Source organism: Streptomyces viridifaciens (assembly GCF_001888885.2).
In the GTDB taxonomy this organism is placed as follows: Bacteria; Actinomycetota; Actinomycetes; order Streptomycetales; family Streptomycetaceae; genus Kitasatospora; species Kitasatospora aureofaciens.
The window spans coordinates 7,434,931-7,449,896 of record NZ_CP090841.1; the positions used below are offsets into that span (position 1 = coordinate 7,434,931).

A 14,966-nucleotide genomic window follows, 5' to 3' on the forward strand; every position below is an offset into this window, starting at 1 on the left:
GGAGGCGTCCGTCACCGGGTGAGGGTCGGGACGGCGCCGCACTCGACGTGGTCGACGTGAACGCTCGGCAGACCGCGGGACCAGGCGGCGGCGACGGTTGCGAGCTGGGCGCGGGGGACTGGGGCGGGGCCGAGGCCGATCGGGAAGTGGATGCGGTCGTCGCCGGTGCGGTAGGGGTGGGGCCAGGCGTGGAGCTGGGCGGCACCGGCCTCCTCCAGGGCGGTGAGCAGGCTGCGGAGGCGGCCGCGGACGGCACCGGCGGACTCCCGGTCGGTGGTGATCACGGCCCAGGCGGCGTGGCGGCGGTGCAGCGGGGGTGGGGTGAGCAGGGCGGGCCAGGGGTCGGGGCTCGTGGAGGTGAGTTCCCAGGCACGGTAGAGCTCCTCGGTCAGCAGGTCGCGGGTGTCCGGGCCGACCTGGGTGGTGCAGCTGCGGACGGGGGCGGAGGGTGTGAGGACGGTCAGCGGGGCGCGACTTCGGTCGGTGAACCCGTCGGTGAACTCCTCGGTGAACTCGCCTGTGAGGGAGACGGGTTGGCGCCAGTCCCAGGAGGCCCAGGTTTCGGTGAAGCACCGGAACAGGTCGTCGTGCGTGGCGTCGGCGGAGCCGGTGGCGCCCGGGGCGTCGGAGGCGTCGAGGACGGTACGGGCGGCGAGCACCGACCAGGCCAGCGAGGGAAGTTGGCCGAACGGTGCACCGTCCAGGCCGCGCGCCCGGGCCCAGGCCTTGACCTGCCGGGCCAGTCGGACGAAGCGGGGGTGCCGGTCCCCGAGTGCCGACAGGATGGCCTCGGCGTCCGTCACGGCGCTCAGCGCGACGGCCGCCCCCCCGCCCACCTCGACGCGCCGGGGCACGGCTCGGGCGGGGTCGAGGGCGCCGGTGAACACCAGGGCGAGGTCGACGGTCAGCCCGTCCGCCTCCAGTCGCAGCCCCGGCACCCGGGCGCCGCGCACCTCCCGGACCTGCCGGGCCTGCGGCGCGGCGGCCGCTACCCGGGTCAGCACCCCGGGCAGGTCGGCCGGCCCGGGGAGCGCGGCCACCAGGTCCAGGTCGCCGTCGTCCAACTGGCAGCCCAGGCGCCGCGAGCCCACCGTGTGGACGACGCCCTCGGGCAGTGCCGAGGCGATCCGCCGGGCCAACTCGGCGGCAGCGGACGTGCGTTCGGGTGCTTCGGCGTGCAGCGACACCACCGGTTCCTCCGGCAGCACCCGTACCTCGCCCGTCCCCAGCGTGACCACCGCGCGCGGGCGCATCGGCTCCTCGCCCCGGCGGGACAGCACCACCAGCTCGCCCACCCGGGCGTTGGTGGCGCTCAGTCGGGCCGTGCAGTCGGCGGCCACCCGCTGCGGGTCGGCGCTGCGCCCGAGGCTGAGGTGCGGGGTGAAGCCCTCGGCCCGGCCTCGGCAGCGGGGGAAGCGGCGTTCCAGGGCGTGCCGCAGCGCGGCCCAGGGTTCGGGCGCGGCGGCGGCCGGGTCCAGCCAGACGGTGGCGTCCTCGCGGTGGCCGAAGGTGTGCACCCCGTCCAGCCGGGCGGTGAACGGGGCGACCTCGGCGGCGGCCGCGCCGAGCAGCGGCAGGGCGCGGTCGAACGCGGACTCCGGGACGAAGCCGAACAGCAGGTTGACGTGCGGGGGCCAGCGACGGATCTGGGGGTCGTGGGCGGCGCGCAACTGCTGGATCGGCGGCCATAGTTCCTCGGGCGGCAGCCAGGCGACGGCGGTCCGGGGGGTGGGCGTGGTGTCGAGCGTCTCCGGGGAGGAGGCGTCGCCGAGGGCGAGGTCGACGGCCACGCCGTAGTGGTCGGAGGGGTGGAGCCCGTCGGGGCCCGGCCGGTCGCCGAGCAGCGCGGCCGCGGTGGCGCGGGCGCGGTCGGAGCGGTGCAGCACGCGGTCGATCCGGCCGGGCCGGCCGGTGAGCGAGGAGACGGCGGCCAGCGGGTTGACGGTCGGGTCGAAGGTGGGGGTGTCGTCGGCCGGGCCGTACACCTGGGTCCAGGCGTCTCGCAGGCCGAGGGCGGCGGCGGGGCCGGCCGGGCCGGAGCGGGCGTCGTTGAAGTCCCCGAGCAGCAGCAGTTCGCCCTCGACGGCGGCCAGTCCCTCGGCCAGCCGGGCGAGTTCGGCCTGACGGCGGGCGGGGCCGTCCGTCGAGTGGTCGCTGCTCAGGTGGACGGCGGCGACGGTCAGCGGCCCGTCGGCGGTCCGGAGGGTGACGGCGGTGACGGCCTTGTGCGGGCCGAGGACGTGCCGTCCGGCTTCGAGCACCGGGAGCCGGCTGAGCAGCAGCAGGCCGTACTCGGCCACGTCGCCCCCGGACGGGTCGCCGCCGAGGGTGTAGCCGTCGCGGACCCAGGGGGCGGCCAACAGCTGGGCGGCCAGCGCCGGTTCGACCTCCTGGAGTGCGATGACGTCGGCGTCGGCGGCCTCCAGCTCGGTGAGCAGCAGCGGCCGGCGGCGGGCGGTGGCGATCCGGTCGGCGTCGTAGCGGTCCCACAGGGTGTTCCAGGTGACCACGCGCACGGTGTGCGGGTCGGCCGTTCCGGTGCGGGCCTCGTGGGGCCGCCAGCCGCCGTCCGCCCGCCAGGCGTACGGGGTGACGGCGGTGAAGAAGGGGGAGGGGAGGTGGCGCGGTTCGGTGCGGCGCCCGGCCTCGGTGGTGTCCAGGACGTCGACGCCGGTGGTGCGGTCCCAGACCACGACGCCGTCCGCCTCGACCCAGCGGACCCGGTGCCAGGGCACCTCGCCGGAGGCGGCGAAGGCCTCCAGCGGGACGCGCTTGGTGCGGTCGTCGCGCTGCCGCACGCCCAGGGTGAACCGGGCCGGGTCGAAGCGGGCGTCCCAGCGGATGCGCTGGCAGACCTGTTCGATGGGGCGCATCAGTACTCCTCGGAGTCGAGCGAGCCCGCCGTGTCCCCCACGGTGCCACCCGGGCCGACGTACCAGGTGCGGTGCGCCTGGCCGGGGTGGGGCGGGCTGAAGCGGTGCAGTTGGGCGGTGAGGACCTCGGACGGCACCGGGTGCGGGCGCACGGCGTTGCGGCGCAGCAGTTCCTGCTCGCCGACCAGCAGCACCACCTGGGTGACCAGGGCGTCGCGGCGCCGGGCGATGCCGTGGACGTGGGAGCGCTGCTCGCGGTTGAGCGAGGTGGCGTCCCAGACCACGGTGGCGGCCGCGTCGGCCAGGGCCGTGTCCAGTCGGGCCAGGCCGGTGCGCAGCACCTCGGGGTTGTGGCGCTGGTCGGCGCGCGAGCCGAGGGCGGCGCGCAGGTCGTCCAGGCTGATCCGGGTGGGGACGCCGGGCAGTGCGGCGGCGAAGGTGCTCTTGCCGCTGCCGGACGGGCCGCTCAGGTGGACCAGACGGGGGAAGCGGCCGTCCCGCCAGCGCCAGGTGGCGGCGACCGCCTCCTCTACGGTGCTGATCCGGCCGAGCGCGTACGCCTCGCGGGCCTGGGCCCAGCAGCGGTCGGCGGCGTCGGCGGGGTCGGCGGCGTCGGGGCCGTCGGGGGCGAGGTCGGCCAGGGCCTCGCGCAGGCCGGTGCGCAGCCAGGCCAGCGGATCGGCGTCGAGCAGTCCGGCGTCCTCGGCGTGCAGGGCGGACCAGGCGACCTGCTCGCGCTCGGCGGGCCCGGGGGCGGCGGCCGCGGCCACCGCGTGGAGCACGCCGAGGTCGGCGGCCGCGGCGAGCCTGACCAGGCCGGCGCGACGCTCCTCGTCCGGGTACGGCTGCTGGAGGCCGGAGTGGAGGCCGACCAGGTCGGCGACCCGGCGGGCCAGCGGCAGGCCGAGCCGGTCGGCCAGTCGGGGGGCGAGCTGTGGCGCTGCGGGTCGGGGAGAGAGCTGGGAGGCGGCTCGATCCCGACGGGTGGTGCGCAGCGCGGTGGCGAGCACACCGGCCAGTCGGGCGTCGCCGGTGCGGCCCAGCTCGTCCAGCCGAGCGGACACGTCCGCCAACTCATCCGCCGAGCAGTGGAGTTCGGGAATTCCCAGCGACTCGGCCAGCAGCGGGAGTTCCGGCAGCTGGCCGGAACGCACTTCCCATAGCGCGGCGGTCGGGCCGAGGCCGTTCTCCACCACGGCGGCGTGCATCCAGTGGGTGTCGGTGCGGACGTGCTGCGGACGGACCCACTTGGCGATCCGTCCGCCGAACTCGGCCCGGGGGAAGCCCCGGACCGTCCGGACGACGTAGCCCTCCTGCCGGTCCAGGTCCAACCGCAGGGCGCGCAGCGCCCGTTCGTCGTAGCGGCCGCGCCAGAGAACCCGGGGCGTCGGGACGCCGAGGCGGCGCAGGAAGCGGACGGTGTCGTCCCAGTCCAGGCAACGGTCCTGGTCCGTCCAGACCGAGAAACCGTGGAACCAGCTGTCCAGGTCGGTGTACGGGATGGAGTGCCGGGCGAAGAGGTTCTCGCCGCAGACCCGCCAACCGGCCGGGATCCGGGGGCCGATCCGACTCTGCAGGCCCTTGACCCAGGCCCGGGAGGGGTGGTGGGCGGAGTCCAGCGAGCGGGCGTGCAGGCCGTCGGCGTAGAGGGTGGTGTTCTCGCCGTCCAGCTTCTCGGTGACGACGACCTCCGACCCGGTCAGGCCGGAGAGGTCCCCGGTCCGGATGTCGTCCGCCGCAGCCCCCGGTGACCACGGGAGATGCGGCGTCCGGGGGTAGTGCACACGCATGTCCGGCTCCCTGTACGTCCTTGATCCGGCGGCCACTGTAGGAGCGGACGGAAGGGACGGGCCACCGAATATCGGACTGCCGTGCGGCTCAGCCGATGCGGTGCTCGCGCCAGAAGGGCGTCAGGTCGACGGGGGTCGCGGCCTGGGCGGCGGCCTTGAAGTCGGCGGTGGTGGAGACGCCGTACCAGTGCGCGCGGGCGTAGTCGCGCAACAGGCCGGCCATGGTGTCCGCGCCGATCAGGCGGCGCAGTTCGTGGAGGGCGCAGGAGCCGTGGTCATAGATGACCGGCACGTAGCGGTCCGGGTGGGTGTCCCAGTAGCTCATCGGGTTGGTGAGGCGTTCGTCCGCGGACCGCCAGGGCGTCCTGGTGGTGCAGCCCTCGCCGGTGTCGCCCATGGCGACGGCCATGGCGTACTCGGTGAAGGACTCGTCCAGCCAGGGCGCGCGGTACTGGTCGTCGCCGACGATGCCGTACCACCACTGGTGCGCCAGCTCGTGGATCACGGCCGAGGGCCGGATCCAGTCGAGGACGAAGCCCGGGTACTCCATGCCGGCGAAGTCGAACCGGTTGTCGAGCACGAGGGCGAGGTCCCCGTACGGGTAGGCGCCGTAGCTGGCGGAGTGGGCGTCGATGGTCCGCAGGGACAGGTCCAGCATGTCCTGGGCGTCCTTGGGAGTGATGTCGGCGACCGAGTAGACGGCGATCCGGACGCCGTCCGCCGACCGGCCCGCGATGCGGCTGAACGGCCCGGCCGCCCAGGCGAATTCGCGGACCTTGCGAGCGCCGATCCGGGTGAGCGTGCGGCCGGGCTCGCCGGGCGTGTCGACGGCGGTGCCGGTGGCGGGGACCAGCAGGTCGGTGGGGTGGTCGAGGGTGACGGCGAAGTCGGAGCTGAGGCCGTAGAAGGACTCGCCGAGCTCGGAGTACGGGTCGAGGTGCCAGCCCGCCTCGTCGCGGACGGCGAGGACGGGCAGGGCGTTGCCGATGAAGCTGAAGGAGCCGTCACGGCCGAAGCGGTCGATGCCGTCCGGGACGTCGATGGTGAGGTCGAACTCGACGGTGCCGGAGGAGCCCTGGGTCAGCGGGTGGGGGAGGGGGACGCGCAGGGCGGTGCAGCCGACCTCGTAGCGACCGCGGGTGTCCTGCGGGAGCAGGGTGGCCTGGGTGACCTGGGTGGTGCCCAGACCGGTCACCCGGACGGACGGGTTCGCACAGCCGCCGCGGAAGTTGTCCCAGAGCCGCAGGTACACCTCCTGGAGGGGGTCGGGCGAGACATTGCTGAAGGTGATCCGCTCGTGGCCGTGCCAGTGTGCGCCGGTGGCGTCGCTGCTCAGGTCGACGGTGTAGGCGGGGGCGCCGGGGGTTCGCGTCGGGTCGCCGGCAGTGGCCGCAGGGGTGGTGGCAACGGCTCGGCCGGGCGGGGCGGCGGCCGCCGTCAGCAGTACGGCGAGGACAGCGAACAGGGGGTGTAGGCGGAGGCGTCGCACGCCGTGGTCTCCTGTCGTCGAAAGGGGAGGCAGGGGGTGGTGCCGGGTAGGGAGGCGCCCACCACCCGGAGCCCGAGTCGCCGACACCGATCTTGGGAACGGCCTCGACCACCGCGGGGACACGCACCAGCTCCTCCGTCGGAGTGATCCGCCGGGCCGGGAGGTTCCTCCTTCCGTGGGTCAGACCAGGAGCTGGACCAAGGCGTCGGCGACCTGTGCCGCACCGGCGGTGCCGACCGACCGCGTCATCGCCGTCCAGTCGGGGCCGGGCGTGTCGGGCCCGGCCCCGTCGGAAAGGCGTCTGAGCTTCTCGACCAACCCCTGCCGTACGGCCGTCGCCGTCCGGTGGCGGCCGAGGTGGGCGGCGCGGGCGATGCCGCCGTGGATCAGGTCGAGGGCCTTGTCCACGCCGTGAGTGCGCAGCGCCAGTGCCTCGTCCTCGTCGAAGACCGCCGCAGGCCAGCGGACGCGCACATCGGTGCCGAGTGCCTGGCTGTGGAACCGGCCGTTGAAGATCTGGCTGAGGTTCTGCGGCGGCAGGCAGAGCGTGGGAGTCCCGAGCTGCCCGGCCTCCAGGAGGGTGGTCAGGCCAGGGGAGGTGAGCAGCACGTCGCACTCGGCGAGGCGGCCCAGGAAGTCCTCGTGGGGGAGGGCACCGACCGTGGTGGTGGCCGGATGCGCGCAGGAGTCCACCAACTGCGCCGCCAGCCAGGCGGGCAGGTTGCCCGCGATGTGCACCTCGGTGATTCCGCTCGCGGTGAGTGCCTCCAGGGCCGGAGGCAGGACCAGCCGTGGATAGTCGGCCCAGTCGGCGAGTTGGGGCGCGCGCAGGCCGCCGAGGTTGAGCAGGGCACGCCGGGGGTGCGGAGTCGGCGCGGTGCCGCGCGCGACTCCGCCGTCGGCGATCACGGCGTCCACCCAGCGGAGGTGGTGCACGTCGGCCAGCACCCGGGCGCCCTCCCGCGGCAGCTCCACGCACCGCTGGACGCAGTACACCTCGGCGTCCAGCGGGAGGCCGGGGCGGTCGCCGTCCGTCCACAGGAACGGCAGGCTGTCGACGAACACCACCGGCACCCCACAGGCCCGCAGTGCCTTCGCCAACCCGCCGTCCAGCACCACCAGCGCCGCTTCCACGCGCTGCGCCTGGACGATCCGTCTCAGCTCCGCGTTCGAGCGGTCCGGGAGGTCAAACCAGCGCTCCACCGGCTGCTCGGCGAGCACCGATCTCCCCAGCCCGGAGGCCAGCCCGATGAATCTCAGCCGGTGGCCCCCGGTGCCCCGGAGGGCGGACAGCACCGCGCTCAACTTCCCCGAACTGCCCCAGCCGAACTCCACCCCGGCCACGGCAACCGTCCGGGTCTCCGCCTTCGCCCTCATCCGTGTCAACTCCCCCGCCCGCACGCGATTTCCTGTCGTTCCGTATTCGTACCAGGCCAGGCGTCCACGTTTGGTTCGACTGCCTACGGAAAATCGAAAGCTAACCACCCCACAAGGTGAAGCCTTCCGCTCGCCAATTGACGAAATGCGCTCCATGGATCGAGGAGGCCGGCTCGCCGTTCGCGCAACACGCGGGCAGGAACGTCCCTGCGGCGCCCGGGCGCCGTACCGGGCTGCAATGGGGCCAGACCCGGCCGAACGCCGACGGCACACCACACGAGAGGACCGCCCGATGGAGCAGCCGACGACCGCCGACGCCGACCCGGTGCGCGTACTGGAGACCTCGGGCACCGACTATCGCCGGGCCTTCGACCTCTTCCTCGCGGGCACCGACGAGAAGCCCCGCACCCACGCCCGGCTGAGCGAGATCGCCACGTCCCTCCCGCACCGCCGGGTCCTGCTGGACCTCGGCGCCGGGGACGGCCGCACCACCGCGTACCTCGCCCGCCACTTCGAGCGCACGATCGCCGTCGAGCCGAGCGCGGCCATGCGCGAGAAGCTCGCCGCCGCCTGCCCGGACGCCCTGGTCATCCCCCACCCGCTGGACCGCGCCGCCCCGCCCGAGCCGGCCGACCTTGTCCACCTCTCCCACGTGCTCTACTACGTGCCGCAACCGGACTGGCTCCCCACCGTCGCCCGCGCCCTCGGCTGGACCGCCCCCGGTGGCGCCATGCTGATCGTCCTGCAGAACCCCGACAGCCCCTGCATGCGGATGGCCGCCCACTTCACCGGCGTCCGCTACGACCTGCGCCCCCTCCTCGACCGCCTGCGCGCCCAGCATCCGGCCCACGACTACGCCCTGGAGACCCTCGCCCTCCACTACCGCACGCCCCACCTCACCGAAGCCGTCGACGTCGCCGAGTTCATGGTCAACGTCGCGGACCTCGCCACCCTCGACGCCCGCCCGACTCGGGCCGCCCTCGCCGCCTACGTTCAGCAGCACTTTGCCCGGCCCGACGGCGGCTACGCCATCGGCCACACCCAGGACATGCTGATCGTCCGCCGTGCCGAGGTCTGATCTCCTTCTCGGTCACGTCACGGCGGTCCGGGTGCCGAGGCCAGGAAGACCACGGCCGTGATCCTGGCCGTCGCGCGTTTGAAGCGGGAGCGTCCTGGCATCTGCGAGGCGCGCTCGACGAGGGCGGTCCAGGTGGGGAGCCCAGGTGGGGAGCCAGAGCGCCGTCAGTGGTGCGTGGGCAGTGGCCGTCGAGTGCTCGGCCCCGCTCCGCCGAGTCCGGCGGACGCCCGTCAACTCGCCCTGGCCCGTGCGCTGCCACCGACTCCCTGAGCGGTCCGCAGCGCGAACAGTTGCGCGCCTGCACCGCGCCCCGGTGCGTGCGCTACTCCGTGAAGAGCCATGGGCGGCAGGGGTACTGCAAGCCGTCCTGCGGCGACCGTGCCCGGGTGGCCCGGCACTGCCGGCGGCAGCGCACGGCGACTGATGGGGGCACTCTCAGCCCTGACCTCCCGGTGGGATTCCGGTTGCGCGGGTGAGGGAAAAGTTTGGCGGGGCGCCCAGGAAGTCTTGTATGGTTCGTCGCGAATCATCCAGAGGGGTGGAGGGACCGGCCCTACGAAGCCCCGGCAACTCCCCGGTCGACCCGGCGTCCGAAGTACGCGCCATGCCGTCCGGGTTCAGTGCCAACTCCGGCCTGTCGCCAACGTGGCGCGGGAAAGATGAGGAGACACGGTGCTCTCTGTGCTGTCCTTCGCCCGGGCGCTTCCCGCCCCGGCCCTTCCGCATACCCGTCTCGTGTCCGGCGCAGGCAATCGGCCGCTTCCGCAGGCCCGTCCTCGCTGACCACCCCGCTCCCCACCCCACCGGAGCGTCCGTGAGCCGGACCCAGACCCACCCGCGGCTCACGGGATTCGAGACTGGAGTACCCGTCCATGGAGAACATGGAGAACACGAGCGGCGTCGGCGTGCTCGACAAGATCACCTCGATCCTCGGCACGCTGGAGGCCGGCCCGGCCACCCTGGCCGGGCTCGTCGACGCCACCGGCCTGGCGCGGCCGACCGCCCACCGGATCGCCGTCGCGCTGGAACACCACCGCCTGCTCGGCAGGGACGTGCAGGGCCGGTTCGTCCTCGGTCCGAGACTCGCCGAGCTGTCGGCCGCCGCCGGTGAGGACCACCTGCTGGCGGCGGCCGGCTCGGTCCTCACCCACCTGCGCGACCTCACCGGCGAGACCGCCCAGCTGTACCGCCGGCAGGGCGAGGTGCGGATCTGCGTGGCGGCCGCCGAGCGTCTGTTCGGGCTGCGCGACACCGTCCCGGTCGGCCTCGCCCTGCCGATGAAGGTCGGGTCGGCGGCCCAGGTGCTGCTGGCCTGGGAGGAGCCCGAGCGGCTCCACCGCGGCCTGCAGGGAGCCCGTTTCACCGCCACCGCCCTCAGCGGCGTACGGCGTCGCGGCTGGGCCCAGTCCATCGGGGAACGCGAGCCCGGGGTGGCCTCCGTGTCCGCCCCCGTGCGCGGCCCGTCCAACCGGGTGGTGGCGGCGGTGTCCGTCTCGGGCCCGATCGAACGGCTCACCCGTCACCCCGGGGCCCAGCTCTCCCGGGCCGTCGTCGAGGCGGCGGCCCGGCTCACCGAAGCCCTCAACAGGACCTGACCGGCCTTCCGGCCTTCCGGGGCTCCGGCTCCTCTCCTACTCCTCGTCCTGTTCCTCCTCGAGCAGGGCGGCGAACCGCGCCAACGGATCCCCGGTGAACGGGCGCAGCGCGGGGGCGAGGAGGCGGGCGCCGGGGAACCGGAGGCCGCCGAGGAAGGCGAAGCGGGTGGTGCGGTCGGTCTCCGGGCGGGCCGCCATCCCGCCGAGCACCAGGCGGCTCTGCATCAGGCACCAGCCGGGTGCGAGGTCGATCCCGAACGTGGCCCGGAGCCGGGTGTGGCCGTGGATCCGGGCCCGGAGCGAAGTCGTCGGCAGCGAACCGGAAGGTGCGGGGCGGTCGAGCCGCACCGTGCGGACGTCGGGGATCCAGAGCGGCATGGTGCGTTCCAGGTCCTGGGCGAGCGCCCAGACCCGCTCGAACGGCGCGCCGAGGACGGTCTCGCCGATCCGGGCCGCCCCTGGTGCGGTCGCGGCGATCACGTGCAGCCGCCGGACCGGGTCGAAGTCGGCGACGGGCCACTGCGGCATCGGCGTCGGGGATTCGGTCACTGCTGCCACGCCTTTCGGAAGCTGAGTCGGGCCCGCGAGAGCCGGGACTTGACCGTCCCGGGCGCGACCGCGAGCAGCGCCGCGGTCTGTCGTTCGTCCAGTCCCTCCAGGTCGCGCATCAGCAGCACGGCGCGGTGCGCGGGGGAGAGCCGGGAGAGCACGTCGCGGATGTCCGCGGCGAGCTGGGGATCGCCTGGTGCGGGGACCTCGCCGAGTTCGGCCGGCCGCGAGCGCGCCGCCCGGTTGGCGCACCGCACCGCCTCCCGCACCGCGATGGCGCGGACCCAGCCGTACAGCGCTGCCGGGTCCTGGAGTTGGCGCAGCTTGCGGAAGACCACGATCAGCGCCTCCTGGGTCGCGTCGGCGCCGTCGTCCAGCGCGATCGGGCCGCAGAGCCGGCGGACGTACGGGGTGATCAGGTCCAGTAGCCGGCCGACCGCGAGTTGGTCGCCGCCCTGGGCGGATCTCACCAGCTCGGCGAGGCCGGGCGGTGGCTCCTGCATGGTGCTGTCTCCGCTCTTTCCTCTGCTGTCGGTCGTCCGTCGGGCGACCGGGGTCCGTAGAGGGAGGGCCCGGAGCGGCGAAACGTTCCCTGCGGATTCCGCCCCGGGCAAGTGTTCCCCGTCACAGGAACGGATCGGTCGGCGGGGTGCTCCTTCGGGTGTTCGAGCGTCCTGAGACCCCGTGAGGTGACGGCATGAAGTCGACGAAGATCAGCAGCAGGGCCACCGCGGTCGGCGCGGTGCTGGCGGTGGACGGCCTGGTCCACCTCTACTGGGCCACCGGGCGGACCTGGCCGGTGGACGGCACCACCCGGCTCTCGCAGCTGGTGCTCAACACCCAGGTGCCGTTCACCCCGCAGGGGCTGGTGCCGCTCGCGGGGATGCTCTTCTCGGGGGCGACGCTGGTGCTGGTTCGGGGCGGGTGGCTGCCGGCCCTCGCCCGCCGGCTGCCTGCGGTTCTGCCGCGCTGGGGGAGCCGTGCGGTGGCGTGCGGACTGCTCGCCCGCGGCGCGGTCGGACTGGTCTGGGTTACCGGCGCCTGGGCGGACCCGGGCGACACCTTCTACTGGCTCAACCTGGCGCTCTACACCCCGTTGTGCCTGCTGCTCGGCCGGGCGGCGTGGCAGGTCTCCGCCGCGGTGACGACGGCTGCGGGCACGGCGCCGGCGGGGGCGGTGCGGGCCTGAGCCACCGGAACCCGAACGGCGTCCTGCGGTTCCGCCTCAAGGGGCAGGAGCCGCAGGACGCCGTCCGTCCAACCGGACCGACCGGGTCAGCGCCGCAGGTGCTGGACGGCGCGCGGGGCGGCGACGGGCGCCGCGGCGCGCGCCGCCCGTGCGCTTGGCGCGCCGGCGGCCGGGCTGCGCAGGGTGCCGGGCTGGAAGCGGCCGCTGTACACGTCGGTGGCGTTCAGCGGCTCGGCGTTGGCGGTCACCATCACCGGCCGGATCTGGCGGCCGTCGTTGATCAGTGACTGGTAGTCGCCGAGGAAGTGGCCGCCGGCGAAGGGTGCCTGGAGCCAGTCGAACACCGGCGAGATCTGCCGCTCGACCGGGCTGTCCTCGCCGCCGCGCGGGAAGCTGAGCAGCCAGGCGGCCGTGGGCAGGGTGGTGGTGTTGCCCGCGGTGAGGTAGCGCAGGTCGTAATAGCTGACGGCGACGGTGCCGTTGGCGGTCACGGTGATGGAAGGGGTGAACGCCGGGGCGCCCGGGGCCTGGTTGATCCGGGTCGGGCCGCTCCAGGTCCGGCCGCCGTCCGTGGAGTGCACCAGCTGGACGGCGTCGTACTGGCCGCCGGTGAACTCCGAACCCTCGTACGCGAGGTAGAGCTCGCCGGTCTGCGGGTCGACGGCCACGCTCGGCAGCCCGGCACCGGCCCGGAGGGACTTGGTGGCGTCGGCGGGCGCGTTCGGGTCGACCTCGGGGACGGAGGTGTCGGCGGCGACCCGGACCGGCTGGCTCCAGGTCCGTCCCTGGTCGGTGGAGGTGACCATGCCGAAGTGCACGTCGCTGACGGTGGTGGCGGTCCCGTCGGTGAAGGTGATCGAGTCGAAGAAGTCGTACAGCGTGTCGGTCCGTGGGTCGACCACGATCTGGTTGCCGATGGTCTGGGTGTTCGGCGTCGTGCTGGTGACGACGAAGGGCTTGGCCGGGCTCCAGGTACGGCCGTGGTCACGGGTGACGGAGATGTAGCCCGGCCCGTCGAAGTACGGTGCCGGGCTGGTGACCTGGTCGACCCGGTCCCAGACCTGGTAGGCGACGCCCGGGTGCACCGGGTCGGCGGTGACGGCGTTCTTGTCGTCGGTGATCGCCGGGTCGTTGTCGCTGATCAGCTCGGCGACGTGCTGCCAGCTGCGGCCGCCGTCGGTCGAGGTGGCGGCGGCCACCGCGCCGCGCGGCGTGGTGGCGTCGAAGACCAGGGCGCTGGCGTAGGCGGTGCCGTCCGGGCCGAAGCTCACCCAGCCGTCGGAGGCCCGCTGGTAGGCCAGCCCGCCCGGCGCGCAGTGGGTGAACGGCAGGGCGGTCTGGGTGAAGTGCACGCCGTCCGTGGTGTAGCTCGAACTCAGGCCGCGGGCACCGCCGTTGGACCAGCGGTCCTGCTGGTAGATGGTGATCGTGTCGGCCGGGTCGAGCGGGTTGGAGGCGGCGAACGGTTCGTCCTCGGCGGAGGGGTAGTTGGTGCCGGGGCCGTCCGCCGTGAGGTCGCACGTGGCGTACGGATCGCCGGGCGAGATCAGGGCGAGCGGCGGATGCGTCGCGCCCGCGCCGTCCGTGTTCCCATCGGTCGTACTCGCACCGGCGGGTGCGCCGCCCGCGACGGCGGCGAGGACGAGCGCTGCGGCCGCGGTGGCGAGCGACGCTCTGGTGCGGAACTGCATGGAGACCCCCATGGTCGTCGGCGGAAAACTGCCTGGTGTCCCGGGTGGTGCTGCGCTGTTCCGGTACCGAACTGGAGTTGATGTTCGGTCGGCCGCGCGAGTCTATCCAGGCCCGGGTGCCGCGCCTACGGTCGGGACACGCTTCTTACCGTCGCGACACCGCCCCACCGGCCGCCGGTACGACTTACCTCCGGTGGGAGGGGGCCGCCGGTGCGACAACCGCTCCGGCGCGAGGGACCTACCGTCCGCCCTCCGACAGTGCACGCTCGACGGTCCGCAGGGAGGTGGCGGACTGCTCCCAGTCGTGCCACCAGAACAGCCCGCCGTCCCGGCTCACCTCGGCGGCCAGCGCCGCCAGGTGCGCCCACGGGCCCGCCGGGATGCCGAACTGCGGGCGTGTTGCCAGTAGTTGAGCCGACTCGGCGTCGACCGGCACCATGCCGACCAGCGGGACCGGTTCGTCGTCCGCCGTCCGGCCGGTGCCGTGGAGCGTCGGGTGCAGGGTGATCGGGTCGAGCAGCAGGGCGAGGTCGGCGACCCCTACGGCTCCGGCCCGTCCTGCCGGGCGGGGCGACGGCCGTTCAACCTCCTGCCAGTGGAAGCCGGCCGGGATGCGGAAGCCGGCGAGGGCGGCGAGTGACCACGGTGCGGTCCGGTCCGTAGACCTCCTCCAGTCGGTCCAGCAGGACGGGCAGGTGGCGGTTGGTGAACCTCACCGCCGCGCCGGTCACCGCGGGCCGTCAGCGTGGCGGCCGGGAGGGATCGCCGACCAGGTCGGCGACCAGGGCGCGCGCGTAGGCCTCGTCGGTGTTCGGCACGGAGAAGACGACGCGGAAGTAGAGCGGGGCGACGATCCGGTCGAGCAGCCGTTCGAGCGGGGGAGGCGTCTCCCCCCGGGCGCGGGAGGCCTCGAGGACCGTGTCGAGGCCGGCGGTGGCGCGTTGCAGGCATTCTCGGCGGCCGCTGCGTCGCTCGTCGATGTCGGGGGAGACCTCTGCCCGGAACTCCACGGCGGGGACGCCGCGATCGAACGCGCCCGGAAGATCGCCTCCTACGGTGTCTCCTTCGAGCTGCTGCACGTCCTGGTCAGCCGCGACAACATGGCCCTGTCGCTGCACAACACCGCCCAGCGCCCGGACGCGGTCCTGGACGAGTACCTGGCCACCGTCTGCCGCCTTCGCGACGGCAGGATCGCCGACATCGAGACCTACCTGTCCGACGTCCCCGGCATGAACGCCTTCTTCGTCTGACCGCGGGCCCGGGGCCGGCGGTCGCCGCCGCCGGCGGAACGGGGCCCGGTGCTCGCCCGACAAAGGCGGTACGGGAAATGTCGGG

General features: G+C 74.1%; 15 protein-coding genes and 1 riboswitch. Of the genes, 6 read left to right on the top strand and 9 right to left on the bottom strand.

The features are described from left to right. Window positions 1-11 precede the first annotated feature (11 nt). The 4 genes from BOQ63_RS40500 to BOQ63_RS40515 all read right to left on the bottom strand — a co-directional run bounded on the left by BOQ63_RS40500 (window position 12) and on the right by BOQ63_RS40515 (window position 7,529). Window positions 12-2,873: an RNA repair domain-containing protein gene (locus BOQ63_RS40500; protein WP_454131409.1), complete on the bottom strand. Its 2,862-nt coding sequence runs from the start codon at window positions 2,871-2,873 to the stop codon at window positions 12-14. Beyond that, on the bottom strand, window positions 2,873-4,663 hold the full coding sequence (locus BOQ63_RS40505) for an RNA ligase family protein (protein ID WP_454131407.1): 1,791 nt from the start codon (window positions 4,661-4,663) through the stop codon (window positions 2,873-2,875). The genes BOQ63_RS40500 and BOQ63_RS40505 overlap by 1 nt, the downstream gene beginning before the upstream one ends. Before the next feature lie 88 nt (window positions 4,664-4,751). Further along, on the bottom strand, window positions 4,752-6,152 hold the full coding sequence (locus BOQ63_RS40510) for a M1 family metallopeptidase (protein ID WP_232790777.1): 1,401 nt from the start codon (window positions 6,150-6,152) through the stop codon (window positions 4,752-4,754). A 180-nt stretch (window positions 6,153-6,332) separates the two neighbouring features. Next, window positions 6,333-7,529 (bottom strand): hydroxymethylcytosylglucuronate/cytosylglucuronate synthase, encoded by a 1,197-nt coding sequence (locus tag BOQ63_RS40515; protein WP_030279156.1) that lies wholly within the window; start codon window positions 7,527-7,529, stop codon window positions 6,333-6,335. A 292-nt stretch (window positions 7,530-7,821) separates the two neighbouring features. Here BOQ63_RS40515 and BOQ63_RS40520 point away from each other — a divergent pair, with 292 nt between their 5' ends. The 3 genes from BOQ63_RS40520 (at window position 7,822) to BOQ63_RS40530 (ending at window position 10,202) form a co-directional block, all read left to right on the top strand. Further along, complete coding sequence (locus BOQ63_RS40520) at window positions 7,822-8,607, top strand: class I SAM-dependent methyltransferase (RefSeq protein ID WP_030279158.1); 786 nt, start codon at window positions 7,822-7,824, stop codon at window positions 8,605-8,607. A gap of 170 nt (window positions 8,608-8,777) precedes the next feature. Continuing rightward, window positions 8,778-9,083 carry a CGNR zinc finger domain-containing protein gene (locus BOQ63_RS40525; RefSeq protein ID WP_499504945.1) on the top strand — a complete coding sequence of 102 codons (306 nt, stop codon included), beginning with the start codon at window positions 8,778-8,780 and terminating at the stop codon, window positions 9,081-9,083. 47 nt (window positions 9,084-9,130) lie between these two features. Next, window positions 9,131-9,273: riboswitch (SAM riboswitch) on the top strand. Window positions 9,274-9,488: 215 nt separating this feature from the next. Beyond that, a complete protein-coding gene (locus BOQ63_RS40530; protein WP_030279159.1) occupies window positions 9,489-10,202 on the top strand; it encodes an IclR family transcriptional regulator in 714 nt (237 codons plus the stop codon). A 36-nt stretch (window positions 10,203-10,238) separates the two neighbouring features. Here BOQ63_RS40530 and BOQ63_RS40535 read toward each other — a convergent pair whose 3' ends face one another. Beyond that, complete coding sequence (locus BOQ63_RS40535) at window positions 10,239-10,751, bottom strand: SRPBCC family protein (protein ID WP_143174866.1); 513 nt, start codon at window positions 10,749-10,751, stop codon at window positions 10,239-10,241. Further along, the gene (locus BOQ63_RS40540) at window positions 10,748-11,254 is read right to left on the bottom strand and encodes an RNA polymerase sigma factor (RefSeq protein WP_030279163.1); all 507 of its coding nucleotides are present in this window, start codon (window positions 11,252-11,254) and stop codon (window positions 10,748-10,750) included. Before BOQ63_RS40540 ends, BOQ63_RS40535 begins: the two co-directional genes overlap by 4 nt. A 194-nt stretch (window positions 11,255-11,448) precedes the next feature. Here BOQ63_RS40540 and BOQ63_RS40545 point away from each other — a divergent pair, with 194 nt between their 5' ends. Beyond that, window positions 11,449-11,940 carry a DUF3995 domain-containing protein gene (locus tag BOQ63_RS40545; RefSeq protein ID WP_051746582.1) on the top strand — a complete coding sequence of 164 codons (492 nt, stop codon included), beginning with the start codon at window positions 11,449-11,451 and terminating at the stop codon, window positions 11,938-11,940. An 86-nt stretch (window positions 11,941-12,026) separates the two neighbouring features. On the opposite strand, the gene BOQ63_RS40550 is transcribed toward BOQ63_RS40545, so the two are convergent. Both BOQ63_RS40550 and BOQ63_RS40555 read right to left on the bottom strand, forming a co-directional pair. Beyond that, window positions 12,027-13,631: a sialidase family protein gene (locus tag BOQ63_RS40550; RefSeq protein ID WP_360466189.1), complete on the bottom strand. Its 1,605-nt coding sequence runs from the start codon at window positions 13,629-13,631 to the stop codon at window positions 12,027-12,029. 238 nt (window positions 13,632-13,869) lie between these two features. Then, window positions 13,870-14,070, bottom strand: coding sequence for a hypothetical protein (locus BOQ63_RS40555; protein ID WP_072655977.1), 201 nt, complete (start codon window positions 14,068-14,070; stop codon window positions 13,870-13,872). A 57-nt stretch (window positions 14,071-14,127) separates the two neighbouring features. On the opposite strand from BOQ63_RS40555, the gene BOQ63_RS40560 reads away from it, so the two are divergent. Next, window positions 14,128-14,271: a hypothetical protein gene (locus tag BOQ63_RS40560; RefSeq protein WP_167395855.1), complete on the top strand. Its 144-nt coding sequence runs from the start codon at window positions 14,128-14,130 to the stop codon at window positions 14,269-14,271. A gap of 100 nt (window positions 14,272-14,371) precedes the next feature. Here the strand turns inward: BOQ63_RS40560 and BOQ63_RS40565 are convergent, their stop codons facing one another. Next, on the bottom strand, window positions 14,372-14,641 hold the full coding sequence (locus BOQ63_RS40565) for a TetR-like C-terminal domain-containing protein (protein ID WP_499504828.1): 270 nt from the start codon (window positions 14,639-14,641) through the stop codon (window positions 14,372-14,374). A 90-nt stretch (window positions 14,642-14,731) separates the two neighbouring features. Between BOQ63_RS40565 and BOQ63_RS40570 the strand changes: the two genes are divergently transcribed. Continuing rightward, entirely contained in the window at window positions 14,732-14,881 is a 150-nt protein-coding gene (locus tag BOQ63_RS40570) for a hypothetical protein (protein WP_454131398.1), read from the top strand. Window positions 14,882-14,966: the final 85 nt, after the last annotated feature.